We start from the raw sequence: 24493 nt of genomic DNA on the forward strand, positions 1-24493 counted from the left end.
ATGCTTGATAAGGTGCGGTTAACCACATTTTAAAGGCTTTTGTTCATAACGGACTCGGGTGAAGTCATGTAGCCCGTCGGCGCGGGAGAAGGCGCTGGCGACGCACACTTGAGGAAGGCGTTGAATATGTCCGATATCGTCCTGACGGCGGCAGTCCGCCAGAACCTGCTCTCGCTGCAGGGCACCGCCGATCTGCTCGCCACCACGCAGACCCGCCTCGCCACCGGCAAGAAGGTCAACAGCGCGCTCGACAACCCGACCAACTACTTCACCGCGGCCGGCCTCGATGCCCGCGCCGGCGACATCAGCAATCTGCTCGACAGCATCGGCAACGGCGTGCAGGTGCTGCAGGCCGCCAACACCGGCATCACCTCGCTGCAGAAGCTGGTCGATACCGCCAAGTCAATCGCCAACCAGGCGCTGCAGCAGCCCACAGGCTACAGCACGAAATCCAACATTCAGTACCTCGGTGCGGGCACCGGGGCCGCCCCGGCAGGTCCGGCGACTGCCGCCGACCTCACGACCAGCGCGCTCAACGGTGGTGTTTACACGTTCACCAATTCCGCGGGCCTCGCCGCGACAATCACGATCGGCACGGCTGCCTCGGCCTTCAATCCCACGACCAAGGCGGCGACCGTCAAAACTCTCGACCAGCTCAACACGGCGCTGGCAGTGGCGGGCGTCAACCTGTCGGCCTCGATCACAGGCGCCGATAACCTGACATTCACGTCCACCAACGACGGTGCAGGCCAGGTGATCACCAGCACCGCGGGCCCCACTGCGCCGACGGCGCTGGACGCAATCAACATCAGCGCGAACGCGTTCGGCGGCGGCGTCGGCGGTGCGATCGTTGCGGCGGTTCCAGACGCGGTGTCGCAAACCGCGCGTGCCACGCTGGTCAGCCAGTACAACCAGGTCATCCAGCAGCTCAAGACCACGGCGCAGGATGCATCGTTCAACGGCATCAACCTCCTGGACGGCAACTCGCTGAAGCTGATCTTCAACGAAACCGGCAAGTCGACGTTGACGATCGCGGGGGTCACCTTCGACCCGAATGGCCTCGGCCTTGCACCGCTCGCCGCCGGCACCGATTTCATCGACAACGTGTTGACCGGCAAAGTGCTGACGGCGCTCAACAACGCCAGCAGCACGCTGCGCTCGCAGGCCTCGGCGTTCGGCGCCAACCTCTCGATCGTGCAGATCCGCCAGGACTTCGCGAAGAACATCATCAACGTGCTGCAGACCGGTTCGTCCAACCTGACCCTGGCCGACTCCAACGAGGAGGCGGCCAACAGCCAGGCGCTGTCGACCCGCCAGTCGATCGCGGTCTCCGCGCTCGCGCTCGCCAACCAGTCGCAGCAGAGCGTGCTCAAGCTCCTGCAATAAGCGGAGAAGCGTTTCGAGCCATCAAAACGGCGGGGCAGGGCCCCGCCGCTTTTCCTTGAAACCGCGATGGAGCCGACGGACGACGCCCGAAACTTGCTCCGTTGATGAAGCAAAGGCCTTTTTTTTGATGCAGTTTTGCATTCGAATGTTCGGGTATTGTTCATGGTGATTCGTGTAACTGTTTCCGGACACGCGCGCCGCGCTGCGGCGGTTTGCAAGGGATAAGGCGATGGCGCTGAAGGTTGAATTGAAGCCGTTCGAGCGGATCATCATCGGTGAAAGCGTCATCACCAATTCGGAGACGCGAGCCCACTTTTTGATCGATGGCGCAGCGCCGATCCTGCGCGAGAAGGACATCCTGACGGCGGAGACAGCCAATTCCCCGGTGAAGCGGCTCTATCTCTGCGCGCAGATGATGTACCTGGAAAAGGACATCCCGAAGTACCAGGAGCTTTATATGGGCTTCGTCAAGGATTTGCTGGAGGCGGTGCCGAGCTTCAGGCCGCAGATCGAGGACGCAAGTAAGCTAATTTTAAGCGGCCAACTCTACAATTCGTTAAAGGAAATCCGCAAGCTTATCAAACTGGAAGAGGAGTTGCTGAGGTGACGAATGTCTAGTGCTGCCGCCAATGCCTACGCACGTATTGCAAACACCACCTCTTCCCCCCGTGATATCGAAGCCCAGGCCCTGCTGAAGGCGGCGAACAAGTTGCAGGCTATCGTCACCAACGAAAACGCGACGAGCGAACAGATCTCCGAAGCGCTGATGTTCAACCGCAAGCTATGGGCCATCTTTCTCAGCGACGTCTTGCGCGACGAAAACCAGCAACCGTTGGCAGTGCGACAGAACATCGCCAACCTCGGTATCTTCGTTCTGAGCCAGACCATGGCGCTGCAGATCAGCCCGCAGGTCGAGCACATCAAGCCACTGATCGAGATCAACCGCAATCTCGCGGCCGGCCTCGGCGGCCGCGCCTGAACAGCAACGGGCATCAAGCAGGAAGGTTCAGCTATGGGTGATATCTTCAGCACTCTTGCAGCCGGCTACACGTCCAAGCCCCCGACGCCTCCGTCGCATACGAAGTATGTCCCTGTCGATGCCACGCAGTGGGAAGGGACCTGGAAGGGGACCTATTCGACGGGCGAGAAGTTTTCCTTCTCGGTGTCCAACGTGCAGGGATTTCGCGGGAAGGTGAGATATCAGAGCGGCAACGGTCCGATCAAATACCAGGACATCCTGATCAAGGACAACGCCTTCAGGATGGGCGACTCCAAATTCTTGATGTCGAAGGAAGGCCACGGCACGATCAAGACAGTGACCACCAATCCCGCCACCGGGCAGTCCGCCCTGAACTCGGCGCCGGTCGATCGGGTCTGATTGTTGCGGCCTTCGCTTCGGCGCGATCAACATCACTGGGGCGGCGGGGGAAACTCCGCCGTTCTTTCTTGGTGCCGTGCAGCCTTGGTGCCGTGCAGCGCGAGCAAGGGTCCCGACATGCCGATACCCCGTCACATTTGGTAACCGTTGCTAACCACATTTAAAGGCACGAACTGTATGAAAGTTGGGCAGTTTTGAAGTCCCCCAGCGGTCCTGCGAGCCGCTCCCATCGAGGTCGTGAATGTCCAATGCAGCCCAGGCCTACGCGCGTACGTCACATGCAACGGCATCTCCCCGTGAAATCGAGGCGCAGGCGCTGCTGAAGGCTGCGAGACAGCTTCTGGATGTCCAGGCCAACTGGGCAGGCCCCGACAAGAACATGCACAACGCGCTGCTCTTCAATCGCCGGCTGTGGTCGATCTTCATGAGCGCGGTCGAGACCAACGACAACCCGCAACCGCTGGAAATTCGTCAGAACATCGCCAATCTCGGCGTGTTCGTGATGAAGCAGACGGTCGACATGCAGCTGAACCCGGATCCGGCGAAACTGAAGTCGCTGATCGACATCAATTGCAACCTCGCCGCGGGCCTGTCAGGCAAGGCCTGACGGTTCGTGCGTCAAGCCTTGCGGTCGGTGGCGAGAGCGCGCGTCGGCGCGCCCTTGGTCAGGTCGAGGGCGTGGAAATAGGCGCGACGGCGCAGCACCGCTTCATCGGGAAACTGCTGCACCACCACGCTGGTCCTGGTATCGACGACCTGGTAGACGATCGAGGCAGCTGCGCGATCGAAAACCACCTGACGCGATCTGGAAGCATTGACCGCATCTGACTCCACGCGCGCACGTGCGCTCGCATCTGCCGCCGTGACGCTTTGCGCCGCCGGCAGTTCTGTCGCCACCGCCTTATGCGCCGCTTCGCTCACGGGCTGCACAATCGGCGCGGCAACCGGTGCCCCCACCGGCTTGATGCTGAAATCTGTACTCACGGCAGCCTCCTGGCTTGCTTCGAGTCAAATCCCAACCCCTCTCGAATCGCAACTATGCCCCAACACCCCTCAATACAATGTTAGAGAATGCGCTGAATTTCGCGCTGAAATCCGCGGCAGTTTTTAGTTAAAATTGCTCCTATTTTTTAGAAGCACCGGAACGCTCACAGCGAGCGGCTGACCGTGAGCGGCGTAATGTTGCGTGGTCCGGGCGTCGCGCGCTGTCCCGAGGCTGTATAGGTGTTCGGGATGTTCTTGCGCTGCATCTCGGTGTTGACGCCGCGCACGATGCCTTCGGACACCGCATGCGCCGTCGCAAGGACCGTGAGGTTGACCTGCAGCATGGCGCGGAAGGTGTCGTGATGGCGCCGCAGCGTGGTCAGCAGTTCCGGCGAGACCTGAGTGAGATATTTTTGCGCGTTCTTCAGGCTTTCGACCGCCACCATATAGCGGCCCGACAACTCGCCTTTCTGCTCTTCCAGCCGCATCGCTTCGGGGATTTTGCCGGCGCGAACCAGTTCGGTTTCTTTCTCGATGATGCCGAGCAGGCCGGTCATCACGTCCATCAGATCTTCCGCGAGCTTGCGCGCTTCCGGCGGCGTGGAGATCGCTCTTGCTGGTGCGGATGCCGGTGAACGTGCGGGGCTGGCCTGAGGACGCTGATTCATGTCGGGTTTTCCTTTTGGATCAGCCGGCGCGGTTGGCTTGCTGCAGGATCAAGGAGCGGAAGACGTCGTTGGAAATGCCGATGCCGCCGGACTTGGCAAAGGATTTCGAATATTCGTCCGTCAGCATCGAGCGCCAGACGCCGGTGCCGGTCGTGTCGCCGAACGGCCCTTCGCCTTTGACGCCGGTGGTCATCTGCGAAAACATCGAGTTGAGGAACATCGCCTCGAACTCCTGGGCCTTGGCGCGCGTCTTCTTCTGCGCCTCAGGCGAAATCTTCTTCAGCGCGTCGGCGAGTTGCGGATCGTTGCGGCCGTTGATCAGCGAAGCTTTTTTCTTCGTGTAGGCGCCGATGCCATTGATAAGGCTCGTGTCCATCACATCACCTCGATGTCGGCCTGGATCGCGCCGGCGGCCTTGATCGCCTGCAGGATGCCGATCAGGTCGCGCGGGCCGATGCCAAGCCCGTTGAGGCCGTCGACGAGCTGCTGCAGCGAGACGCCGTCTTTCACGACCGCAAATTTCTTGCCGTCTTCGCTGACGCTGACCCCCGTGCGCGGCGTCACCACGGTGCGGCCGCGCGACAGCGGGTTGGGCTGGCTGACTTGCGGGCTTTCGGAAATCGTTACGGTGAGATTACCTTGCGCCACCGCCACGGTGGCGACGCGGACGTCGCGGCCCATCACGATGATGCCGGAACGTTCGTCGATGACGATCTTGGCGGCGAGATCCGGCTCGACCTGCAATTGCTCGATCTCGGTCAGGAAAGCGACGACGTTGCCCTTGAATTCGGTGGGGATCGCGAGCTGCACCGTGGAGGGATCGATCGGCTCGGCGGTCTTGACGCCGAGGAAATCGTTGACGGCTGCCGCTATGCGCTTGGCGGTGGTGAAATCGGCGTTGCGCAGCGCCAGCCGGACATTGGGCAGGCGATTGAGCGCGAATTCGATCTCGCGCTCGATGATGGCGCCGTTGGCGATGCGGCCGACGGTCGGCACGCCGCGGGTGATCTTGGCGGCCTCGCCTTCGGCCTGGAAGCCGGAGATCGCAAGCGAGCCCTGGGCGACCGCATAGACGTTGCCGTCGGCGCCGAGCAGGGGAGTGACGAGCAGGGTGCCGCCCTGCAGGTTCTTGGCGTCGCCGAGCGCGGATACCGTGACGTCCATCCGCGTGCCCTGAGTCCCGAACGCCGGCAGATTGCCGGTGACCATGACGGCGGCGACGTTGCCAGTGCGGATGGTGGCGCCGCGGATGTTGACGCCCATGCGCTCCAGCATTGCCTGCAGCGATTGCTTGGTGAATGGGATGTTGTTCAGCGTGTCGCCGGTGCCGTTGAGGCCGACCACGAGGCCATAGCCGATCAGCTGGTTCTGCCGCACGCCTTCGATATTGGCGAGATCCTTGATCCGCGACGTCGCACCCGCAGGCGAGGGCGCTAACGCCAGCGCCAGCAGCGCGGCGCAGGCCACCCAAATCAGTCTTGCCGAACGGATGCCGGGCATCCTGTGCTCCCCTCGAGGTCTTCACCGGACCGCTTGCGCCACTCCCATGACGGCGATCCAGCATTAACTATGCGAACGCCGTGCCACGTCGCGTTTCTGATGCAAGACCTTGATATTTCTGGATGTTCGCTGGAGGCATGGTGCTGCGGCGACTTCACCATGAAGGGCGAAACTGCCGCACGTCGGCAGATTTTGCCGGGCCATTTACGCATCATTAACCATAAGAAGGCGAAGGTCTCCCGACTCTCACGGCGAGATCACCACGATGCGCATCTACGGACCGAACGGCACCACGCTTGGATCGCCCGCGACCCACACGCGGCGAACCAGTTCGACCGGCTTCTCGCTGCCGGAGACGACGGCTGCACCCGAAGAGTTGCGCTCGGCCGCAGCACCCAAGGCCGCCGGCAACATCGATGCGCTGCTCGCGCTGCAGGGCGTCGAGGATCCGACCGAGCGCCGCAAGCGTTCGGTGGCGCGGGGCAGGGGCGCGCTCGACGTGCTCGACGAACTCAAGATCGGGCTGCTCTCCGGCAATCTCGATGCTTCAACCGTGAACCGGCTGCGCGACGCCGCGGCCAATCTGAAATCCTCCTCCGGCGATCCCGGCCTCGACGCGGTATTGTCCGAGATCGAGCTGCGGGTTGAAGTCGAGCTCGCAAAGGCCGGGCAGTTCTAAGATTTACGCCGCGATATCCTTGCGCGCCGCGTCGTAACGGCGCTGCGCGTTCAACACCTCCTTCAGGTTATTCTCCGCCCACTCTCGCAACGGATCGACGGCGCCGGCGAGCGTCGCGCCGAGCGGCGTGATCGAATACTCCACCGTGACCGGCACAGTCGCGATCGCGCGCCGCCGGATCAGTCCGTCGCGTTCGAGCGATTTGAGAACCTGGCTCAGCATCTTCTGCGAGATGCCTTCAATCGTCCGCCGTAACGCATTGAAACGCATCGGCTCGTCGCGCACGAGAAGCAGGATTAACACCGCCCATTTGTCGCCGACTCGATCGAGAATCTGGCGCGTCGGGCAATCGGCCGCATAGGCGTTCGGGGTTTTCGAATTGGCGGCTTTCATAGCGGTTACTCCGGCGTAATCAGGTGACCCAAAAGTGCTCTCTTCACACTTACATCCCTTTCGCTATCTAGTCACCATTGGATACCACATTCGCGTATCGCAAGGGAGACTTCCATGAAAATCGCCGTCATCGGCGCGTCCGGCAATGCCGGTTCGCGCATCACTGCCGAACTCGCCCGCCGCGGCCACAGCGTGACCGCCATCGCCCGCCATCCCGACAAGATCGCAAGCGGGCCCAGCGTCACGCCGACCAAAGGCGACGTGATGGACCAGGCCGGCCTTGCCCGGCTGCTGGCCGGCCACGACGTCGCGATCAGTTCGGTCCACTTTCTTGTCAGCGATCCGGCCAAGCTGATCGGGGCCGCCAAGGATTCGAAGGTCGCCCGCTACCTCGTCGTCGGCGGCGCCGGCAGCCTCGAAGTGCCCCCCGGTGTCCGGCTGGTCACCACCCCTGGCTTTCCCGTGGTATACAAGGCGGAAGCCGAGAAGGGTGCGGCCTTCCTCGACCTGCTCCGGGCCGAGAAGGAACTCAGCTGGACCTTCCTGTCGCCCTCGGCGCTGTTTGTGGCCGGCGAGCGAACCGGCAAGTTCCGTCTCGGGACCGACCAGCTTTTGACCGCTGCCGACGGCAAAAGCTCGATTTCCTTCGAGGATTTCGCAATTGCACTCGCCGATGAGATCGAACGCCCGGCTCATATCCGCCAGCGTTTTACGGTCGGATATTAAGGCAGTGGGCCGCCCCGATAGTTTTGCCTGTGCAAGGCCTTGGGGGCGGTACTCCCACGGGGACGGACGATATTGTCTGTCACAACCCGCCGCTATATAAGGCCGGCGCGGACGGACAATTTTCCGCCCCGCCTTGCACGTGAAGATGGGCTGGCCTTGGAAAAGTTGAAGAATTATCGACCCTCCGAAAAAGAGCCTTTCATGAACGACCGCCAGCGCGATTATTTTCGCGCCAAGCTGCTGGCGTGGAAGGACGAGATCCTGAGGGAATCAAAGATTACCCTGCAAACCCTTCAGGAAGAGAACGTCAATCATCCCGATCTGGCTGATCGCGCCTCTTCCGAAACCGATCGCGCCATCGAACTGCGCGCCCGCGACCGCCAGCGCAAATTGATCTCCAAGATCGACGCCGCGCTGCAACGCATCGAGGACAACACCTACGGCTATTGCGAGGAGACCGGCGAGCCGATCTCGCTCAAGCGGCTGGAGGCCCGTCCGATTGCAACGCTGTCGGTGGAAGCGCAGGAACGCCACGAGAAGCGCGAGAAGGTTTACCGGGACGAGTAGGGTACATTGACGGGCGGCTGACCGCCATGCGGTCAGCGCTGCGCCTTGCAACAGAAAGCCGCCGCTGATGGACAACATTCTTGCGGCCGCACAGATCATCGCTACTGCCCGCCGCAATCGCACGCCGCTGGCCTCGCTTCCCGCTGAGCTCGTGCCCGGCGATGAGGCGGAAGGCTATCGCATTCAACGCGCGGTCCACGACCTGCTGCTGCCGCAGACCGGCAGTCTGGTCGGTTACAAGATCGGCTGCACCAGCGCGGTGATGCAGCAATATCTCGACATCCCCCATCCCTGCGCCGGTGGCGTGTTTGCCAAGGGCGTTCACGTCAGCGGCGCCGAGCTGCGCTATGGCGATTATGTCCGTGTCGGCGTCGAATGCGAGATCGCGGTGCGGCTCGCACGCAATCTTGCGCCGTCGGAAGCCCCGTTCACCGCGGAGTGGATGATGGAGGCGATCGAGGCCTACCATCCCGCGATCGAGATCGTCGACGACCGCTACGCCAAATGGGAGACGATGGGTGCGCCGACGCTGGTTGCCGATGATTTCTTCGCCGCTGGCTGCGTGCTCGGCAAGGCAGTGGCGCGCACCAGGGCGCCGGACCTGCTCACGGTCAAGGGCCGCGCCATCGTCAACGGCAAGGAAGCCGGGCGCGGCACCGGCGCCGATGTGCTTGGCCATCCCCACAACGCACTGGCCTGGCTCGCCAATCATCTCGCCGAAGAGGGCAAGGGACTGCATGCCGGGCAGATCGTGCTCACAGGCAGTCTTGTGAAAACCGTCTGGCTCGATGCGAGCGACAGCGTGAAGATGGAGCTCGACGGGTTGGGCACGGTGGAAGCGAAGTTCGGGTGACGCCTCATAGATTTGTGGGGTGGGCAAAGCCAGCGGGTCGCGCGAATGCGTGCCCGACGACAGGCTCCGCGTGCCCACCATTCAGCATAAATGATTTTGAGAGATGGTGGGCGAAGCGCGAAGCGCGCCGGGACGGGTGGGTGTGATGGCTGAGAGCGTTCCGTCGGTTCTCGAATCTGACGCCAAGGGTGAAATCGCCGACATCTATGCCGACATTCGAAAGGTTCTCGGCACCAGCGTGGTCAACCTGATCTGGCGCAACCTTGCGACCATGCCGGGTGCGCTGGAATGGACGTGGTCCACCGTCCGTCCGCTTTATCTCGGCGACGCCCCATTGCATGCCGAAGCCGTCAGGCAGACGATCGCGCTGCCTGACTGGCCCGGCTTCTCCACAGATACCTTAGCTGCCGCCGGCGTGGACGAGGCCGAACGCGCGCTCATTCGTGACGTGCTCGACAGCTATCAATATACCAACGCGCTCGCACTCGTCGTGCTCTCGGCGCTGCTGGCACATTACGAGCCGCGGCCGGCTGATAGCGTGACGGCTGCCGATACCGCACCAAAACCGTCCGGCGCCAAAATTCCGGAGTTGCCGCCGATGGATGCGCTCGATCCCGAAGTGGCGGCGCTGGTCGGTGAATTGAATTGCTTCGGCGAAGACACCGAGCCGCAACTGATCGCGAGCATGTACCGGCATCTCGCTTACTGGCCGGCCTACCTGGCGCTGGTGCGAACCATGCTGTCGCCGCTGCAGCGGCAAGGCCGGTTGAATGCGTTGACGGTTTCGACTCGCGCGCTTGGGTATGCGCATGGCGCGGTTCTCGCGTCGCAACTGAAACCTGCCACACCGCCGGATACGCTGAAGGGAGCGCTCGCTTCCTGCCGACTGTTCGTCGAACATCCGATCGCGCGCATGACCGGGCTCTGCGCCCTGATACGGCGGGCGACGCCGGAGTGAACGCTCGTCCGGCTACGACAGCAATTCGACCCTGCCGTCACCGAGCCGATAGATGCCGCCGACTATTTTCAACTTGCCTTGCCCGACCGCCTCACTGAGAATCGGTGCCGCGGCCTTGAGCTTGGCGACGTTATCACTGACGTTTCGCCGAGTGGCGTTCACGAGCTTGTCGCCCGGCTGATCTGCAACGGCCTTCACCGCTGGTGCCAGCGCCGCGACCAAAGATGGCAGGTGGCCGGGCAGGGTAGTGTTGTCCTTCAGCGACTTGATCGTCGCATCGACCGCGCCGCAGCTTTCGTGGCCGAGCACCACGAACAGCGGGGTGTTGAGGACAGCGACCGAATATTCCAGGCTCGCCACGGAGTCGTCATTGGCAAAATTGCCGGCGACGCGGCAGACGAACAGATCGCCGCGACCGCTGTCGAACGCGTATTCGGGAGCAATACGGGAATCCGCGCAGCTCAAGATGGCGGCGTAGGGATTTTGTCCGCCCGCCAGCGCCTCGCGCTCGTGCTTGAAATCATGCCGGCGTGAGATGCCTTCGACATAACGGGCGTTGCCCTTCATCAGCCGGTCGAGTGCCTCATCCGGCGAGACCACGTTTTGCGGCTTGGGCGGCGGCTTTTTATCCTTGGCCCACGCGGCGGACGAAAAAGCGAGCCCGGCGGCGATACCGCCCGTCAGGCCGAGAAAGCGGCGACGTGATGTAGCTTGTGCAGTAACGGCTTCTCGGGCATCGCAGAGGTGGCACATGTGGCTTCTCTCCCAGGCAGGAGATGGCGGGAAGCGGTCACCACTTTATCTCATTGCAAGACAATAAAGGTTTTAACTGTCCGAGCACTTTAAGTCGGACTTGTCCCAAAATGCCTTGATCGCGGTGAAGGGCACCGAGAGGCGTTCCCTCGCCCCCATGAGTCGCAGCAAGACCTCGAAGCGGTCTTCCTTGATATTCAACTGCTCGAAGTCACGCTGCAGAATGATGGTCATATCGTCGGGATATTTCGACTTCAGGCCAAGCGACAGTTTCACACCGTCGGCGTGGGTGCGGAATGTGATATTGACCGGCCGCTGCTCCGAGGCGAGCGGGAGCGTCTCGACGATCTTGGAGCGTGCTGCCGGCCTGCTGCACGGCTCTGCGAACGCAGGCGAGGCCGGGATGAGGATCGCGAGGAGGAGGAGAAGCGCTGCCCCACAAGAGATGGTCATACGCCGCACTTGCGGGGTATCCAGTACGCCGCGCCCTGTCGTGTCCATCACTGCTGTCTCTGGAGTACTCGATCGCCTGCCCGGCGCGGACGAATGACAACGGGTGTGTTCGCGTTGCCGCAGCTCATTTCACCCGGGTCATGCTAACCGGTTCCATCAAAAAAGAAAGAGGGCGCAGGGAATGCCGGGCCGCCGAGTACCCTCGGCCCCGTGCATTGGTGGCAGGCCACACGCCGGTCACCACGGGTACTCGGGATCAGCCAGCGCTCCCCGTGCAGTGGTTTTAACGGGCTTAAGACGATGACGAATTCGTCTTGCCGCTGTCGCCGGGGAGTTAATGGTTAATTGAAAACCTGGCCGGACTCGAAGGAGATTCGGCGCGTGGCGCTAATATGGATGCCAGGACCACGGATCCCCGTCGCCGCCGGCAGCTTCGTTAACCAATCGTATTGGGTGGGCATGGCTGCCGACCGAAGTTCTGGCGGAGGCGTTTGAGCGCCGCTTGTATGCGCGCCGTTGTGCGCACTCAGGCAATACCGCCATGCGACAAACTTGCACACCCGACGCTGCCGCGCCCGTTGCATCGTTCGTGACGATTCGCAACATGTCATCTCGCAGGGACTGCGCGCGGCGCGCTTGCGTGCGTTCGCGGCGCACCCGCCTTACGAGGGATGCAGGAGCGTATGCAGTTCGCGGGCCGACGGACCGGCTTTGAAGGCGACCGCCGGCGACGATATGAACAACAGCACGACGACCGGCGGAGCCGCGACGAAGAACGCGTGATCGGCGCGACGACCGGGAACTTCAGGCTTTCGCCGAAGGACGCCACCACGCAAGGCGCGGGAACTGCGGGCGCCGTGGACCGCCGCCACTTCTCCTGTCGCAACCATGAGGAAGTGACGTCCAGGCAGGAACGATTCTCGATCGGGAAAATTATGCAATCGTGTCGCTAGACACACGGTAACCTTGTCAGGCTTCGGCGCTATCTTCCCCCCGAGAGGCGCTGGAGCCTGCCTTTTTTGAGCGACCTTGTGAGGAGACGCGACCGCGCCATTTTGATCTCGCGGGGCGCATCGCCGTCACAGGCTGATGACATACGCGCTCATCGCCAGCAAAACGGCGACGCTGATGGCGATAATGATCAAGAAGAATTTTCCCATTGCTCTGGCTCCCGCAGACCCCAACGCAATGCAGCAGGAATAGTTCTCTGCTGACAGGCACACGCATCTGTGTTCGCAGAAGGCCCGCTCGAGGCGGCCCTTCGCAAGTCAAGGTGTGACCGCGATCAGATCGCGATGCCGTAATAGTCGTTGACGGCGCGGGCCCTGGTCGGGTCGCTCCAGTTCCAGGTGTTGTCGTTGCGGTAATGCGGTGCGTCCTTCAGCTGCGCTTCCGTCACGCCGGTGACGTAGCCGCCGAGCGAGGTATCGTATTTCAGCGATTGCCAGGGCAGCGGATAATGGTCGTCGCCGATGCCGAGAAAGCCGCCGAAAGAGAGCACGGCATAGGACACCCTGCCGCTCTTCTTGTCGATCATGACGCGCTCGATCGAACCGATCTTGTTGCGATCGGCGCCATAGACCGCAGTTCCCTCGACCTTGTCGCTACCAATCAGGTTGCCGGTTTCGTTTGCTTCCAGGGTCATGGTTCCCTCCGTCGAGGTTGATGGATGAAAAACGAGGAGGGGAGGGGAAACGTTCCGAGGCGAAGGGTTGCGCATCGACACACGCCCACGAAACCTGAGCAGCGCTGCATCCTTTCGATGATTTTCAAATCGACCACGGCTTCCGCAACAAGTGCTGGCGCCAACAGTGACCTTGGCAATGTGAAATACCTCACGCTGCCAAACTGAGCCCGGACCTACGAATGCCCTGTTAGCGCGGCAGGGAAACATGCGTAATATGCGTATAGTACTTATTGCCCTCGTCACATTGGCAGTTGTCTTCTTCACCGGCCTTAGCGCGGCTTCTGCGAAGGATTACCCTTATTGCATTCAGGGCGACGACTTCCGCGGCGGGTCGGGCGAGTGTATCTTCACGACCAACGCGCTGTGCCAGGCTTCGGGCCGGACGGCTTATTGCACGGACAATCGCAACTTCAGCGCCAACGCCCAGCTCATCGACAAGCGCCATGTGCGTCGTCGTTCGAACTGACATCGGACCGCGCGAATACATTTTCGCGATGCACCATTCAAAAATGACCACGGTCCTCGCCATGGGAGCTGGCGAGGGCCGCGTTGATACATGTCATCGTGCCTAGGTTTGCGATGGAGTGTGGGAGCTCTGGATAAGACTCAGAACGGCACAGCACGTCCATCACCTGCTGGCCGTAGCGGGCATGCGATCCCCGCAGGGCTTTCCCCTGCGGGGATCGGCTGTTATTGTCCCGACAGAGAGCCTGAATGGCCCACGAAACGACCAGGGAGAGGACGGATGGCAAGGACATTCGTGACGATGGTCGGCGCAGCCGCGCTGGTCGGCGTGCTGGCCGCCTTATCGGCTCCAGCGATGGCGCAATATCCCGACCGCCCCATCAAGATGATCGTGCCATGGGCTGCGGGCGGTGACACCGACAATATCTTCCGGCCGTTCGCCGCCGAACTCCAGAAGCACATCGGCCAACCGGTGGTTGTTGCCAACGTCGGCGGTGCGTCCGGCACTACCGGCGCGCGCGAGGCCAAGGCTGCGGCGCCCGACGGCTATACGGTCTACGCGGTGCACGATTACATTCACCTGACGTTCTACGCGGGCATCAGTGACGTCAAATACACCGACTTCGAGCCGATTTGCCTGGTCTCGGCGACGCCCTCGGTGCTGACCGCAAGTTCCAAAACGCCCTGGAAGAACTGGCAGGAGCTCGCCGACGACGCCAAGAAGCGGCCGGGCGAGATCACGGTGGGCGCCACGCTCGGCTCGACCAGCCACATCTTCCCGGCAATGATCGAGAAGGCGGCCGGCGTGAAATTCAAGTTCGTGTCCTACGACGGCCTGGCCCCGCGGATGAACGCGCTGCTTGGCGGGCACATCAACCTCACCGACTCCAACCTGACGCAGAAGGGCAAGGTCGAAGCCGGCCTGCTGCGCTACATCGCGATCGCCAGCGAGAAGCGCGATCCGGAAGCGCCCGACGTGCCGACGCTCAAGGACCTCGGCATGAACATCGTGTACGAAGTGGCGCGCGGCATCTTCGTCCCCAAAGGGACACCCGCGCAGGTGCGCGCCAAACTCGAGGAGAGCTGCGCCAAGGCGACCAAGGAGCCGAGTTTCGCCCAGGCGATGAAGCTGCAAGGAACCCGCGTGGCATTCCTCAATGCCAATGACTATGCGCAGTTCCTCGCCAAGATCGACAACGAGAACAAGGTCGTCATGACCGATCTCGGCCTGATCAAGAAATGAGTATCGGCCGCGACGGAATTGCCGGGCTGATTCTGCTCGCGATCAGCCTGGTCCTCCTGGTCAAGTCGTTCCAGCTTCCGTCCCTGCCGATCGTTCCGGTCGGGCCGGGTTTTTACCCGGCCATCGTGCTGTCGTTCATGGCGGCCGCGAGCGCGCTATTAGTTCTGCAGGACCTCCTGAAGCGCCGCCCGGCGGCCGCAGCCGGCGCGGGTGAGGCGCCACGACGAAATTATCGCCTGGTCGTGATCGCGTTCGCAATCGTCGGCGCCTATGTGGTGCTGCTGCCGCTTGTGGGATTTCGCGTCGCCACGGTCTTGTTCGTCGGCGCGCTGCAGGCCGCTTTGGACCGTCCGCGAACGGCGCAGCAATGGGGTGTACTCGCCGCGATTGCGCTCGGCACTGCCATGGTGAGCTACTTCGTCTTCGAACGATACCTGCTGGTGCTGCTGCCACGCGGCGCCTGGACGGGCTTCTGATGCTCGATTTACTCTGGAACGGCCTCTTCAACGTCGCCCAGTGGAAATATCTGTTGCCGCTGTTTGCCGGCACATTCATCGGCGTGATCGGTGGTTCGCTGCCGGGCGTCACCATCACCATGACGGTCATCGTGGTGCTGCCGTTCACCTATGGGCTCGATCCGCTGGCGGGCCTTGCGGCGATGACCGGCGTCTATGTCGGCGGATCGACCGGCGGCCTCATCGCCTGCTGTCTGCTTGGTATCCCGGGCTCGCCTTCTTCGATCGCCACCACGTTCGACGGCTTTCCAATGGCGCGCAACGGCGAGCCGGGCCGTGCCATCTGGCTCGGCGTCTGGGCTTCGGTCTGGGGCGGCCTGCTCGGCGCCTTATTCCTGGTGTTCCTCACCGGGCCGCTTGCGGCGATCGCGCTGGAATTCGGGCCATGGGAGTACTTCTCGCTGTTCGTGCTCGCCATGGCGATGGTAGCGGGTCTCACCGAATCCTCGCTCCTCAAGGGACTGATCTCGACCGCCATCGGGTTGTTGATCACGGTGGTCGGCCACGATCCGATCGGCAGCGTGCCGCGCTTTACCTTCGGCTCGGCGTTCATCGGCGGCGGCTTTCCGTTCCTCCCCGTGCTGATCGGCATTTTCGCTTTCGCGCAAATCATGACCGATCTGGAGAAGCTCAATTCGCCGCGCGGCCAGGCGGTGGAATCGCTGGTCGGGGTCAGGCTCGAGCGCTTCTCGCACCTCAAGGTGAACCTGGAAATCTTCAAGCAGCCGTTCCTGCTTGCGTGGGCAACGATCGTCGGGCTGATTATCGGAATCCTGCCTGCCATCGGCGGTAGCGCATCGAGCGTCATGGCCTATGACCAGGCCAAGAAGTTCTCGAAAACGCCGGATCGTTTCGGCAAGGGGCACCCCGAGGGCATCATCGCTTCGGAAGCCTCGAACAACGCAAATGTCAGCGGCTCGCTGATGACCATCATGGCATTCGGCATCCCCGGTGACGCCGTAACCGCCGTGATGCTGGGCGCGATGACGATCCACGGCATTCAGTCGGGACCGCTATTCATCTCGCAAAACCCCGATATCGCCTATGGCATCTATGCGGCCTACATCCTGGCGCACCCCTGCATGCTGCTGATCTGCATCGTGCTGATGCCGCTGATGCTGCGCGTGACCTCGGTGCGGATGGCGGTGCTGGCGCCGGTCGTGCTCGTGCTCTGCGTCGTCGGCGCCTACGCGCTCAACAATATCATGCAGAGCGTCTACGTGCTGCTGCTGTTCGGCGTCGTCGGTTACGTGCTGGTCAAGCTCGGCTTTCCGCTCGCGCCGCTGATCTTAGGTTTAATTCTCGGCGACCAGATCGAAATCAATCTGGTGCGCGCGATCATGACCGACGCGAATCCCTGGCTTTTCCTGACGCGACCGATTTCCGGCCTGCTGCTGCTGGCGGCGGCGGCCTCGGTCGGGTTGGCCATATGGCAGCATTGGCGTCACCAGAACCGGCTCACCGAGGAAGAGCCGGATTTTTGAACCGAGGTCATGATGCCCTTTGGAGATTTGCGACGGCGATGTCTCCATTCCTGACATTCAGCCAAACGACCACGGCCTCCGCCAGGGGAGCTGGCGGAGGCCGCGTTGATACACTTCATCGCGCCTAGGTTCGCGATGAGGTGTGGGAGCTCTAAGAAAAACTAGAACGGCAGCAGCACGTCCATCACCTGCTGGCCGTAGCGGGGTTGCTGCACGTCGGTGATCTGGCCGCGGCCGCCATAGGCGATGCGGGCCTGCGCGATCTTGGAGGAATCGATGGTGTTGTCGCTCTGGATGTCTTCGGGGCGGACGATGCCGGCGACGATCAGTTCGCGAATTTCGAAGTTGACGCGGATCTCCTGCTTGCCTTCGACCACGAGATTGCCGTTCGGCAGCACCTGCGTCACCACGGCGGCGACGTTGGTGGTGAGAGACTCCTGGCGGTTGACCGAGCCCTTGCCGTCGCTCGACGACGTCGAGTCCGTGGTCAGGATCTTGCCGGGCAAAATCTTGAGCGGCTGCGTGATCGTCTGGGATCCGATGAAGTCGGAAATCCCGGAGTCTTCCTTGGCGGTGCGGCTGCGCTGGGTCTCATTGGACAGGTTGGCCTTGTCGGTGATGTTGACGGTCACGGTTAGCAGATCGCCGATGCGGGCGGCGCGCTGGTCCTTAAAGAAGGCGCGGCTGCCGTTCCGCCACAGCGAGTTGGCATTGTAGGAAGCCTGCTCCGACTTCGGCATCGGCATCTGCACCGGCTTGTAGCCGGGCTGCGTGGTCGGGTTTTCGATCTCCGTCAGCTTCGGCTTTTCGCCGATCTGCGACAGACGGTCGATCGAGGAACAACCGCTGGCCAAGGCGGCCAGCGACAGCATGGCGCCCGTGAGAATGATGCGGTTGAGACGGATGACTGACATTTACATTACTCGGCTTTTGGAGCGACTGGCGAACTGACGGTGGCTAAGGCGACGGGCGCGGGTTGTGTGGTGCCGAGCGAGGAGGTGGCATCGCTGGTCTGCGCCGGGCGTGACGCCGGCGGCGTGATCGAAACCTGGCCGCGGCCGATCACGGTGCCGGACAGCGTGCGCTTCGACTGCACGTTCATGACGCTGACGACGTCGCCTTCGGTGCCGTTGTCCAGCGCCTTGCCGCGCATGGTGAGATAGATTCCGGGCGCCTCGTAGACCAACATGACGTTCTGGTCGCGCTGCACCAGGTCGGGTTTGACGAGATCGGCGGTGCGGATCGCCTGGCCGGCGCGGAGCTGGCGGCGGGCCTGCATGCCCACCGCGCGGTCGCGCGCGGCGGCATCAGCGCCGACTTCCGCTTTCGGGCGACGCTCGACCACCACGTCGGATGATTTCAGGATCTCATTGCGCTCGACATTGCGTGCCAGCACCGTGGCTTCGACGGTCTCGATCGCCGTGCCGGTGAAACGCAGCTTGGCCGCGGCGGCGCCGTTGTCGTTGCCGATTTCAAAGGTGACGTCGAAGCGGCCGTTGCGGTTGTCGTAGCGCACGATGGCTGCCTGCATGGCGCCGGTGAAGCCGGCGTCCAGCCTGACGTCGCTGGGGTCGCGGTCGAAAGTCAGCGACAGATTGGCGGCGTCGCCGAGACCGTTGCGGCGTTCCAGCGCGCGGGCGATCTGCAACTCGATATCCTTGCCCTCGAGCGTACGAGCCAGACGCGTCACCGAAATTTCCCTGAGGTCGCGGGTATCGACGCCGATCACATGATGGGCGCGAAGGGTGTTGAGCACCTGCGCGACCGGCAGCGAGCCCGTGGTGCCCAGATCCGGCGCGCGGTAGATCGCGATCTGCGCTGCGCTGCCGGCATTGTCGATGACGTCGCCGATCCGCACCAGATCGCCCGACACCTGCACGTTGGCGCGCAGCACGGGTGCGGCGATCACATTGCGGTTCGTGAAGCTTTCCTGGGTCTGCGCGACCGCGGCCGCGCTCGATGCGGCGATCAGGGCTGTGGCCAGGAGGAGGGCGCGGGCGATCATGACCAGTCCTTTAGCGGAACATGTTGGCGGTCGATTGCATCATCTGGTCGGCCGCGCTGACCACCTTGGCGTTCATCTCATAGGCGCGCTGGGCGGCGATCAGGTCGGAGATTTCGGTCACCACCTCGACATTGGCCTGTTCGAGATTGCCCTGCTGCATGTCACCAAAGCCGTCGGTGTTGGCGACGCCGTCCTGCGGCGTGCCGGAGGCGGGCGTGTCCGTGAACAGATTGTCGCCGATCGGGTTGAGGCCGGCCTTGTTGATGAAGCGGGTCAGGCCGATCTGGCCGACCTGCGTCGGTGTGGTCGAGCCGGGCACGATCACGGTGACCTGGCCCTGCGCGTTGATGGTGATCTGTGAGGAATTCTGCGGGATCGTGATCGTTGGCTGCACCGGATTGCCCTGTGCGGTGACGACGCGGCCCTGCGCGTCCATCATGAACGAGCCGTCGCGGGTATAGGCATAGGTGCCGTCGGGCACCTGGATCTTGAAGAAGCCTTCGCCGCGGATCGCGATGTCGAGGTCGTTGCCGGTCGGCGATAGCGTGCCCTGGCTCATCAGGCGCGGCGTGCCGACGGTCTTGACGCCGCCGCCGATGTCGACGCCGACGGGCAGGATGGTGCCCTGGTCGGAGGCTTGCGCGCCGACGCGGCGCACGTGGTCATAGATCAGGTCCTGAAACGCGGCGCGCTGCTTCTTGTAGCCGGTGGTGCGCATATTCGCGATGTTGTTGGAGATCACCTGAACGTTGAGTTCCTGTGCCGCCATGCCGGTCGCTGCTGAGTATAAAGCGCGCATCGATCAATGCCTTACGGTTATGCCGGAACGTCGGCGAGTTTCTCGACTGCGGTTCGGTGCAGGTCGTGCTGCTGTTGCAGCATCGCCGAGATCTGCGTGTAGGTACGCGTGATCTCGATCATGCGGCTCATTTCGTGGACGGAATTGACGTTCGACTTCTCGATAAAGCCCTGGCGGACCCGCGCGGTGGTGTCGGGCTGGGCGGCGACGCCCTGGCCCGCGGAGTAGAGGTTGCCGCCTTCCTTCACGAGCTTCTGCGCGTCGGCAAAATTGACCAGCCGCAGCTTGCCGCGGACCGCGTCGGTGCTGCCGGTGCCCTCGAGGACCGTGATATTGCCGTCGGCTGCGATGTTGATCGCCTTGTCGGTGGGCTGGAACACGATCGGGCCGGAGGTGCCCAGCACCGGATCGCCGCTCGCGGTCACGAGCTGGCCCTGATTGTTGATCTGCAGGCCGCCGTCGCGGGTGTAGCGCTCGCCGGCGGCCGTCTGCACCACCAGGAAGGCGTTCCCGTCGATCGCGACGTCGAGCGGGTTCTTGGTCTGCTCGGAGGGGCCGGGCGCGAAATCGTGGAAGGTGGCGCGGTCGTGCACGAAGGAGACGCGGCGGTCGGCGTGCACGAAATTGTCTTCATGCGCCGGCGAGCGCAGATATTCCTCGAACAGCGACCGGTCGGCCTTGAAGCCGGTCGTGTTGATGTTGGCGACGTTGTTGGCGACGACATCCAACTGCCGTTCCAGCGTCATCTGCCGCGAAAGTCCGACGAGAAGCATATTCTCCATCGGTGGTTCTCCCCTTGATCGATCCGAAACAGGCTCTCCCAAGCCCGTGGTCCGGATCCGTCGTAAACCTTTGGGCTCTCCCAAGCCGGCAGGTCACGCCAGTTACTCAGCGAAAGCCGTGCCAGTTACGGAAATGCTGGATTTTTAAGGGGTTAGGCTTTTTTCGGGGCGCGGGGCGGGCGGCAGAAAGGTCTTGTTGACCATGTTTGCCCGGCAGATTTTTCCTAGTTGGGCGCTAATGGAAAGGTTCCGTTAACCATTATTACCCTAGCGTTGCAGATGTAGAGCGCGTGTGCGCTGGCGGCTTTTGTTTCGCGTTGTGGGGGCATCGTTACCCAGGCTGGTGGCAACCGCGTTCGTTTTTCGGAATCGAAGCGGGCGGGGCAATGGCTGACAACGAGCAGGTGGAAGGCGCAGACGGCGCAGAAGCCGCATCGTCGAAAAAGGGCAAGCTCAAGCTGATCATTGCGGTGGCGGGTTTCGTCGCAATCCTCGGCGCCGGCGCCGGCTGGTTCTTCCTGATGCGCGGCCATGGCGAGGAAAAGCACGCCGAAGCGCCGCCGCCGAAGCCGCCGTCATTTGTCGAAGTGCCCGATATGATGGTCAACCTGGTCGGGGCCCCCGGCGAGCGGGTGCAATATCTCCGCGTCAAGGTCGTGCTCGAGATCAAGGACGAGAAGCAGGTCGAGGCGATCAAGCCGAGCCTGCCGCGCGTCACCGACCTGTTCCAGACCTACCTGCGCGAACTGCGTCCCTCCGACATCAACGGTTCCGCCGGGCTGTTTCGCCTCAAGGAAGAACTGACCAAGCGGGTCAACAACGCGGTGGCGCCGCAGCAGGTGAGCGCCGTGTTGTTCAAGGAAATCGTCGTGCAGTGATGGAACGGATCTAGCATCATGGCCGGCAACCAAGACCAGATGGACCAGGACGCGATTGCCGCCCAGTGGGAGGCGTCGCTCGATTCCGAGGATCCCGCGGCGGCCGCGGAAGAAGCTGCCGCCAATGAACTCTCCGAGAGCATGGCGCTGCAATGGGCGGCCATGGTCGAGGATGGCGGCCGCGAGTTCGGCAACAAGAACTCCGGCGAACGGGTTCTGTCGCAGGAAGAAATCGACAATCTGCTCGGCTTCACCGTCGGCGACGTCAATCTCGACGACCATTCCGGCATTCGCGCCATCATCGATTCTGCGATGGTGTCCTACGAGCGTCTACCGATGCTCGAAATCGTGTTCGACCGCCTGGTGCGGCTGATGACCACGAGCTTGCGCAATTTCACCTCGGATAACGTCGAAGTCTCGCTCGACCGCATCACCTCGGTTCGCTTCGGCGACTACATGAATTCAATTCCCTTGCCGGCCGTGCTCAGCGTGTTCAAGGCCGAGGAGTGGGAAAATTTCGGCCTGGCGACGGTCGATTCCAGCCTGATCTATTCGATCATCGACGTGCTGCTCGGCGGCCGCCGCGGCCAGACCTCGCTGCGGATCGAGGGCCGGCCCTACACCACGATCGAAACCAACCTGGTCAAGCGGCTGGTCGAGGTGGTGCTGGCCGACGCCGAGCAGGCGTTCCGGCCGCTGTCGCCGGTGACGTTCTCGATCGACCGGCTGGAAACCAATCCGCGCTTCGCCGCGATCTCCAGGCCCGCCAACGCCGCGATCCTGGTGCGGCTGCGCATCGACATGGAAGACCGCGGCGGCAATATCGAGTTGCTGCTGCCTTACGCGACCATCGAGCCGATCCGCCCGGTTCTGCTCCAGATGTTCATGGGCGAAAAGTTCGGCCGCGATCCGATCTGGGAAGGCCATTTCGCGACCGAAGTGGCGCAGGCCGAGATATCGGTCGATGCGGTGCTCTATGAAGCCGACATTCCGCTGAAGCAGCTGATGAAGCTGAAGGTCGGCGATACCCTGCCGCTGGAAATGCGCCCTGAAGCGCTGGTACAGGTCCGCTGCGGCAATGTTCTTTTGACCGAAGGGCGCATGGGCCGTGTCGGCGATCGCGTCGCCATTCGCGTCACCAAGCAGTTGCGCAAGCCCAATACCACCTTCGCGATGTTCGAGAAGGCCGACGAGCAAACCAAGTTGATGGAGGCACAATGAGTCATTCCCTTGGCGTTGTGATCGAGAGTCTGGTGGCGGTGCTGCTGATGCTCACGATCGGCTACTGCATGCTGCTCAACAAGCGGCTGAAGCGGCTGAAGGCGGACGAGCATTCGCTGAAGGCCACGATCGCCGAACTGATCACCGCAACCGAAATCGCCGAGCGGGCGATCGGCGGCCTCAAGCACACCGTGCGCGACGTCAACGAGAATCTCGGCAGCCAGCTTGCGGCGGCGACGCAGATGGCGGGGCACTTGAAGAACATGCTCGCCGAAGGCGATGGCGTCATTCGCCGGCTGTCCAAGATCGCGATCGCGGCGCGGCCCTCGCAGGAGGCCGAGCCCGCAGCGCCCAAGGTCTCTACTGCCAAGGCGGTTGCCGCGGCGGCTGAAGCATTCTCCGAACGCAGAAGGGCCAGTGGCCTCGCCGCATGAAGTCGTTTCGCGACATCCGTGTCATTCCGGTCGTGCTGGTCGCGATCTTCGGCCTTGCCGTGCTGAAGATCGCGGGCCTCGTGATCGATGGCGGATACGTGTTCGATTATCAGGTCAGCCAGCCGGCCAAGCGTTCGTGGGCGCAGGACAATCTGGGCTATCCGGCCAGCGCTAAAGCCGATCCCGCCGACATCACCGGTTCGGTCAAGAAGGAGGAGAAAAAGGAAGAGGCGCCGAAGCCGGCCGCTCCCGCCACCGACGCGCCGAAGCCCGACGGCGTCGTGGTGTTTCCCGACCAGAACCCGCAATCGGTGTCGCCGTCGGAGCGCGCCATCCTGGAGCGGCTGCAGGCGCGGCGCCAGGAATTGGAGCAGCGCGCGCGTGAAGTTGAAATTCGCGAAAGCCTTTTGAAATCCGCCGAGAAGCGCATCGAGGGCCGCGTCGAGGAAATGAAGGCCACCGAAGCAAAGATATCGACCGCGACCGGCCAAAAGGCCGAGCAGGACGCCGCTCGCTTCAAGGGCATCATCACGATGTACGAGGGCATGAAGCCAAAGGATGCCGCCAAGGTGTTCGACCGGCTGGAAATGTCGGTGCTCTACGACATCGCCTCCCAGATCGCGCCGCGCAAGATGTCGGACATTCTGGGCTTGATGCAGCCGGAAGCGGCCGAGCGGCTGACGGTCGAACTGGCCCGCCGCGCCGGCACCGATAAATCCACGTCCACGGCCGAGCTGCCGAAGATCGAAGGCAAGATCCTGCAGCAAAAGCCCAATTGACGCGGGGTGCCGGGCACCCCGCGGTAAAAGGGCGTTGGCGCCACCCGGTCAGAACCTGCGCGGCCCCGACGAAACGAACGAGCGATGGGCCACGGCAAGCGCGCCGCGCTCGTTGGTTTCAAGGGCGATCTTCTGCGCCAGCATGACATCGCCCGCGACGAGGTCGCCGTCCGGAACGAAGCACCATTTGCAGACGTGGTGGCCCGTGCCGCTGAGTTCCTCGATGTTGGTCTGCGTGCCATGATGGATCCGATAGCGCGTCCCGGTATCGCTGCCGGTGACGTCGAAATATCGGAACCGCTCGTAGCAGGCGCGCTGCTTCGGCGAGAGCCAGCCCTTCAACAGGGTCAGCGCTCGCGCTTCGGTTTCGTAGCGGAACGATCTGCTACAGGTACCCGATCGCGCCACGACCAGCGAAAGCGCCGAAAGCAGCAGCGTGCCAAATAAAGCGAGGGCGAACGAGCACATCGCCAGGACGATCTGCTGGGTCACCGCCGTCAGCCACCAACGAGACGTGGATAAAACAGCGTTTCCTCCGCCGTCGGGTCGAAGGAGCGGATCACCCGTTGCTCGCCGGGCCCCGATCGTACCGCTGCCGTAAAGCCTGCGCCGGTCAAATCCCTGAAACGCCGCTCGGCCTTTTCGACCTCCGCGCGATCATGGACGTCGAATGTATGGCGGGTGTCACCGGTACGATCCATCACGATCTGGGTTGCCATTTTCACGCACTCCGAATTGGCTGCCTGAGGCAGGTTTGGCAGGCCCGGGAGCTGGTTTGTCGATTGCCGGCCCCGCGTCCCGGGTCCATTGTTTCCCTAAGACGGGATGGCTGATGTTGGTTCCAACCGTCGTGAGATTATTGATGCAGATCAAGACGCGGGGCGGCGCTGTGGTAGGAGCCGC

At 62.5% G+C, this 24493-nt stretch carries 33 protein-coding genes; 18 read left to right on the forward strand and 15 right to left on the reverse strand.

Features of this window, described 5'->3' with window-relative positions; all coding sequences use genetic code 11:
- Window positions 1–126: 126 nt before the first annotated feature.
- The 5 genes from V1286_RS08480 (at window position 127) to flaF (V1286_RS08500) (ending at window position 3371) form a co-directional block, all read left to right on the forward strand.
- Window positions 127–1386 (forward strand): flagellin N-terminal helical domain-containing protein, encoded by a 1260-nt coding sequence (locus tag V1286_RS08480; RefSeq protein WP_334478880.1) that lies wholly within the window; start codon window positions 127–129, stop codon window positions 1384–1386.
- Window positions 1387–1615: 229 nt separating this feature from the next.
- Window positions 1616–1993, forward strand: a complete 378-nt coding sequence (gene flbT, locus V1286_RS08485) for a flagellar biosynthesis repressor FlbT (RefSeq protein ID WP_334358984.1) — start codon at window positions 1616–1618, stop codon at window positions 1991–1993.
- Window positions 1994–1996: 3 nt separating this feature from the next.
- Window positions 1997–2365, forward strand: coding sequence for a flagellar biosynthesis regulator FlaF (gene flaF, locus V1286_RS08490; RefSeq protein ID WP_334478882.1), 369 nt, complete (start codon window positions 1997–1999; stop codon window positions 2363–2365).
- Window positions 2366–2398: 33 nt separating this feature from the next.
- Window positions 2399–2764, forward strand: a complete 366-nt coding sequence (locus tag V1286_RS08495) for a hypothetical protein (protein WP_334478883.1) — start codon at window positions 2399–2401, stop codon at window positions 2762–2764.
- 241 nt (window positions 2765–3005) lie between these two features.
- The gene (gene flaF, locus V1286_RS08500) at window positions 3006–3371 is read left to right on the forward strand and encodes a flagellar biosynthesis regulator FlaF (protein WP_334478885.1); all 366 of its coding nucleotides are present in this window, start codon (window positions 3006–3008) and stop codon (window positions 3369–3371) included.
- A gap of 11 nt (window positions 3372–3382) precedes the next feature.
- Here the strand turns inward: flaF (V1286_RS08500) and V1286_RS08505 are convergent, their stop codons facing one another.
- The 4 genes from V1286_RS08505 to V1286_RS08520 all read right to left on the reverse strand — a co-directional run bounded on the left by V1286_RS08505 (window position 3383) and on the right by V1286_RS08520 (window position 5916).
- Window positions 3383–3748: a hypothetical protein gene (locus V1286_RS08505; protein WP_334478886.1), complete on the reverse strand. Its 366-nt coding sequence runs from the start codon at window positions 3746–3748 to the stop codon at window positions 3383–3385.
- Between the two features lie 164 nt (window positions 3749–3912).
- A complete protein-coding gene (locus V1286_RS08510; RefSeq protein WP_108513186.1) occupies window positions 3913–4416 on the reverse strand; it encodes a hypothetical protein in 504 nt (167 codons plus the stop codon).
- 19 nt (window positions 4417–4435) lie between these two features.
- A complete protein-coding gene (flgJ, locus tag V1286_RS08515; RefSeq protein ID WP_108513185.1) occupies window positions 4436–4792 on the reverse strand; it encodes a flagellar assembly peptidoglycan hydrolase FlgJ in 357 nt (118 codons plus the stop codon).
- On the reverse strand, window positions 4792–5916 hold the full coding sequence (locus tag V1286_RS08520; protein WP_334478887.1) for a flagellar basal body P-ring protein FlgI: 1125 nt from the start codon (window positions 5914–5916) through the stop codon (window positions 4792–4794). Before V1286_RS08520 ends, flgJ begins: the two co-directional genes overlap by 1 nt.
- A 265-nt stretch (window positions 5917–6181) precedes the next feature.
- Between V1286_RS08520 and V1286_RS08525 the strand changes: the two genes are divergently transcribed.
- Window positions 6182–6595 carry a flagellar assembly protein FliX gene (locus V1286_RS08525; RefSeq protein ID WP_334478888.1) on the forward strand — a complete coding sequence of 138 codons (414 nt, stop codon included), beginning with the start codon at window positions 6182–6184 and terminating at the stop codon, window positions 6593–6595.
- Window positions 6596–6598: 3 nt separating this feature from the next.
- Here V1286_RS08525 and V1286_RS08530 read toward each other — a convergent pair whose 3' ends face one another.
- Window positions 6599–6988, reverse strand: a complete 390-nt coding sequence (locus V1286_RS08530) for a winged helix-turn-helix transcriptional regulator (protein WP_334478889.1) — start codon at window positions 6986–6988, stop codon at window positions 6599–6601.
- A 114-nt stretch (window positions 6989–7102) separates the two neighbouring features.
- Between V1286_RS08530 and V1286_RS08535 the strand changes: the two genes are divergently transcribed.
- The 4 genes from V1286_RS08535 to V1286_RS08550 all read left to right on the forward strand — a co-directional run bounded on the left by V1286_RS08535 (window position 7103) and on the right by V1286_RS08550 (window position 10092).
- Entirely contained in the window at window positions 7103–7714 is a 612-nt protein-coding gene (locus V1286_RS08535) for an NAD(P)-dependent oxidoreductase (protein ID WP_334478891.1), read from the forward strand.
- 201 nt (window positions 7715–7915) lie between these two features.
- The gene (dksA, locus tag V1286_RS08540; protein WP_092509290.1) at window positions 7916–8281 is read left to right on the forward strand and encodes an RNA polymerase-binding protein DksA; all 366 of its coding nucleotides are present in this window, start codon (window positions 7916–7918) and stop codon (window positions 8279–8281) included.
- Between the two features lie 67 nt (window positions 8282–8348).
- Window positions 8349–9134: a 2-keto-4-pentenoate hydratase gene (locus V1286_RS08545; RefSeq protein WP_334478893.1), complete on the forward strand. Its 786-nt coding sequence runs from the start codon at window positions 8349–8351 to the stop codon at window positions 9132–9134.
- A gap of 145 nt (window positions 9135–9279) precedes the next feature.
- On the forward strand, window positions 9280–10092 hold the full coding sequence (locus V1286_RS08550; protein WP_334478894.1) for a hypothetical protein: 813 nt from the start codon (window positions 9280–9282) through the stop codon (window positions 10090–10092).
- Between the two features lie 12 nt (window positions 10093–10104).
- Here the strand turns inward: V1286_RS08550 and V1286_RS08555 are convergent, their stop codons facing one another.
- The 4 genes from V1286_RS08555 to V1286_RS08570 form a co-directional block, all read right to left on the reverse strand.
- Window positions 10105–10845, reverse strand: coding sequence for a carbonic anhydrase (locus V1286_RS08555; RefSeq protein ID WP_334478895.1), 741 nt, complete (start codon window positions 10843–10845; stop codon window positions 10105–10107).
- Window positions 10846–10917: 72 nt separating this feature from the next.
- Window positions 10918–11346, reverse strand: a complete 429-nt coding sequence (locus tag V1286_RS08560; RefSeq protein ID WP_334489585.1) for a ClpXP protease specificity-enhancing factor SspB — start codon at window positions 11344–11346, stop codon at window positions 10918–10920.
- Window positions 11347–11960: 614 nt separating this feature from the next.
- The gene (locus V1286_RS08565) at window positions 11961–12188 is read right to left on the reverse strand and encodes a hypothetical protein (RefSeq protein WP_334478896.1); all 228 of its coding nucleotides are present in this window, start codon (window positions 12186–12188) and stop codon (window positions 11961–11963) included.
- Between the two features lie 395 nt (window positions 12189–12583).
- A complete protein-coding gene (locus V1286_RS08570; RefSeq protein ID WP_334478898.1) occupies window positions 12584–12943 on the reverse strand; it encodes a PRC-barrel domain-containing protein in 360 nt (119 codons plus the stop codon).
- A gap of 247 nt (window positions 12944–13190) precedes the next feature.
- On the opposite strand from V1286_RS08570, the gene V1286_RS08575 reads away from it, so the two are divergent.
- The 4 genes from V1286_RS08575 (at window position 13191) to V1286_RS08590 (ending at window position 16692) form a co-directional block, all read left to right on the forward strand.
- Window positions 13191–13451, forward strand: a complete 261-nt coding sequence (locus V1286_RS08575) for a DUF3551 domain-containing protein (RefSeq protein WP_334478899.1) — start codon at window positions 13191–13193, stop codon at window positions 13449–13451.
- 279 nt (window positions 13452–13730) lie between these two features.
- Window positions 13731–14693, forward strand: a complete 963-nt coding sequence (locus V1286_RS08580) for a Bug family tripartite tricarboxylate transporter substrate binding protein (protein WP_334478900.1) — start codon at window positions 13731–13733, stop codon at window positions 14691–14693.
- Window positions 14690–15169, forward strand: coding sequence for a tripartite tricarboxylate transporter TctB family protein (locus tag V1286_RS08585; RefSeq protein ID WP_334478902.1), 480 nt, complete (start codon window positions 14690–14692; stop codon window positions 15167–15169). Before V1286_RS08580 ends, V1286_RS08585 begins: the two co-directional genes overlap by 4 nt.
- Window positions 15169–16692: a tripartite tricarboxylate transporter permease gene (locus V1286_RS08590; RefSeq protein WP_334478904.1), complete on the forward strand. Its 1524-nt coding sequence runs from the start codon at window positions 15169–15171 to the stop codon at window positions 16690–16692. The genes V1286_RS08585 and V1286_RS08590 overlap by 1 nt, the downstream gene beginning before the upstream one ends.
- Before the next feature lie 161 nt (window positions 16693–16853).
- Here V1286_RS08590 and flgH read toward each other — a convergent pair whose 3' ends face one another.
- The 4 genes from flgH to flgF are packed head-to-tail and all read right to left on the reverse strand — an operon-like array spanning window position 16854 to window position 20278.
- On the reverse strand, window positions 16854–17606 hold the full coding sequence (gene flgH / locus V1286_RS08595) for a flagellar basal body L-ring protein FlgH (protein WP_334478905.1): 753 nt from the start codon (window positions 17604–17606) through the stop codon (window positions 16854–16856).
- Window positions 17607–17611: 5 nt separating this feature from the next.
- Window positions 17612–18697, reverse strand: coding sequence for a flagellar basal body P-ring formation chaperone FlgA (gene flgA, locus V1286_RS08600; protein WP_334478906.1), 1086 nt, complete (start codon window positions 18695–18697; stop codon window positions 17612–17614).
- Between the two features lie 10 nt (window positions 18698–18707).
- Window positions 18708–19496, reverse strand: a complete 789-nt coding sequence (flgG, locus tag V1286_RS08605; protein WP_334478907.1) for a flagellar basal-body rod protein FlgG — start codon at window positions 19494–19496, stop codon at window positions 18708–18710.
- Window positions 19497–19513: 17 nt separating this feature from the next.
- Window positions 19514–20278, reverse strand: coding sequence for a flagellar basal-body rod protein FlgF (gene flgF, locus V1286_RS08610; RefSeq protein WP_334478908.1), 765 nt, complete (start codon window positions 20276–20278; stop codon window positions 19514–19516).
- Window positions 20279–20664: 386 nt separating this feature from the next.
- On the opposite strand from flgF, the gene fliL reads away from it, so the two are divergent.
- Genes fliL through V1286_RS08630 form a run of 4 tightly spaced genes read left to right on the forward strand, consistent with a single transcriptional unit; the run spans window position 20665 to window position 23590 of the window.
- Complete coding sequence (gene fliL, locus V1286_RS08615; protein WP_334478909.1) at window positions 20665–21156, forward strand: flagellar basal body-associated protein FliL; 492 nt, start codon at window positions 20665–20667, stop codon at window positions 21154–21156.
- 18 nt (window positions 21157–21174) lie between these two features.
- The gene (fliM, locus tag V1286_RS08620; protein WP_108519780.1) at window positions 21175–22377 is read left to right on the forward strand and encodes a flagellar motor switch protein FliM; all 1203 of its coding nucleotides are present in this window, start codon (window positions 21175–21177) and stop codon (window positions 22375–22377) included.
- Window positions 22374–22811, forward strand: coding sequence for a DUF6468 domain-containing protein (locus V1286_RS08625; RefSeq protein WP_334478911.1), 438 nt, complete (start codon window positions 22374–22376; stop codon window positions 22809–22811). The genes fliM and V1286_RS08625 overlap by 4 nt, the downstream gene beginning before the upstream one ends.
- Window positions 22808–23590: a MotE family protein gene (locus V1286_RS08630; RefSeq protein ID WP_334478912.1), complete on the forward strand. Its 783-nt coding sequence runs from the start codon at window positions 22808–22810 to the stop codon at window positions 23588–23590. Before V1286_RS08625 ends, V1286_RS08630 begins: the two co-directional genes overlap by 4 nt.
- Before the next feature lie 48 nt (window positions 23591–23638).
- Here the strand turns inward: V1286_RS08630 and V1286_RS08635 are convergent, their stop codons facing one another.
- Window positions 23639–24082: a hypothetical protein gene (locus V1286_RS08635; protein WP_334478914.1), complete on the reverse strand. Its 444-nt coding sequence runs from the start codon at window positions 24080–24082 to the stop codon at window positions 23639–23641.
- A 5-nt stretch (window positions 24083–24087) separates the two neighbouring features.
- Window positions 24088–24309 carry a hypothetical protein gene (locus V1286_RS08640; protein WP_334478916.1) on the reverse strand — a complete coding sequence of 74 codons (222 nt, stop codon included), beginning with the start codon at window positions 24307–24309 and terminating at the stop codon, window positions 24088–24090.
- Window positions 24310–24493 lie beyond the last annotated feature (184 nt).

The sequence above is a fragment of the Bradyrhizobium algeriense genome (assembly GCF_036924595.1).
In the GTDB taxonomy this organism is placed as follows: Bacteria; Pseudomonadota; Alphaproteobacteria; order Rhizobiales; family Xanthobacteraceae; genus Bradyrhizobium; species Bradyrhizobium algeriense.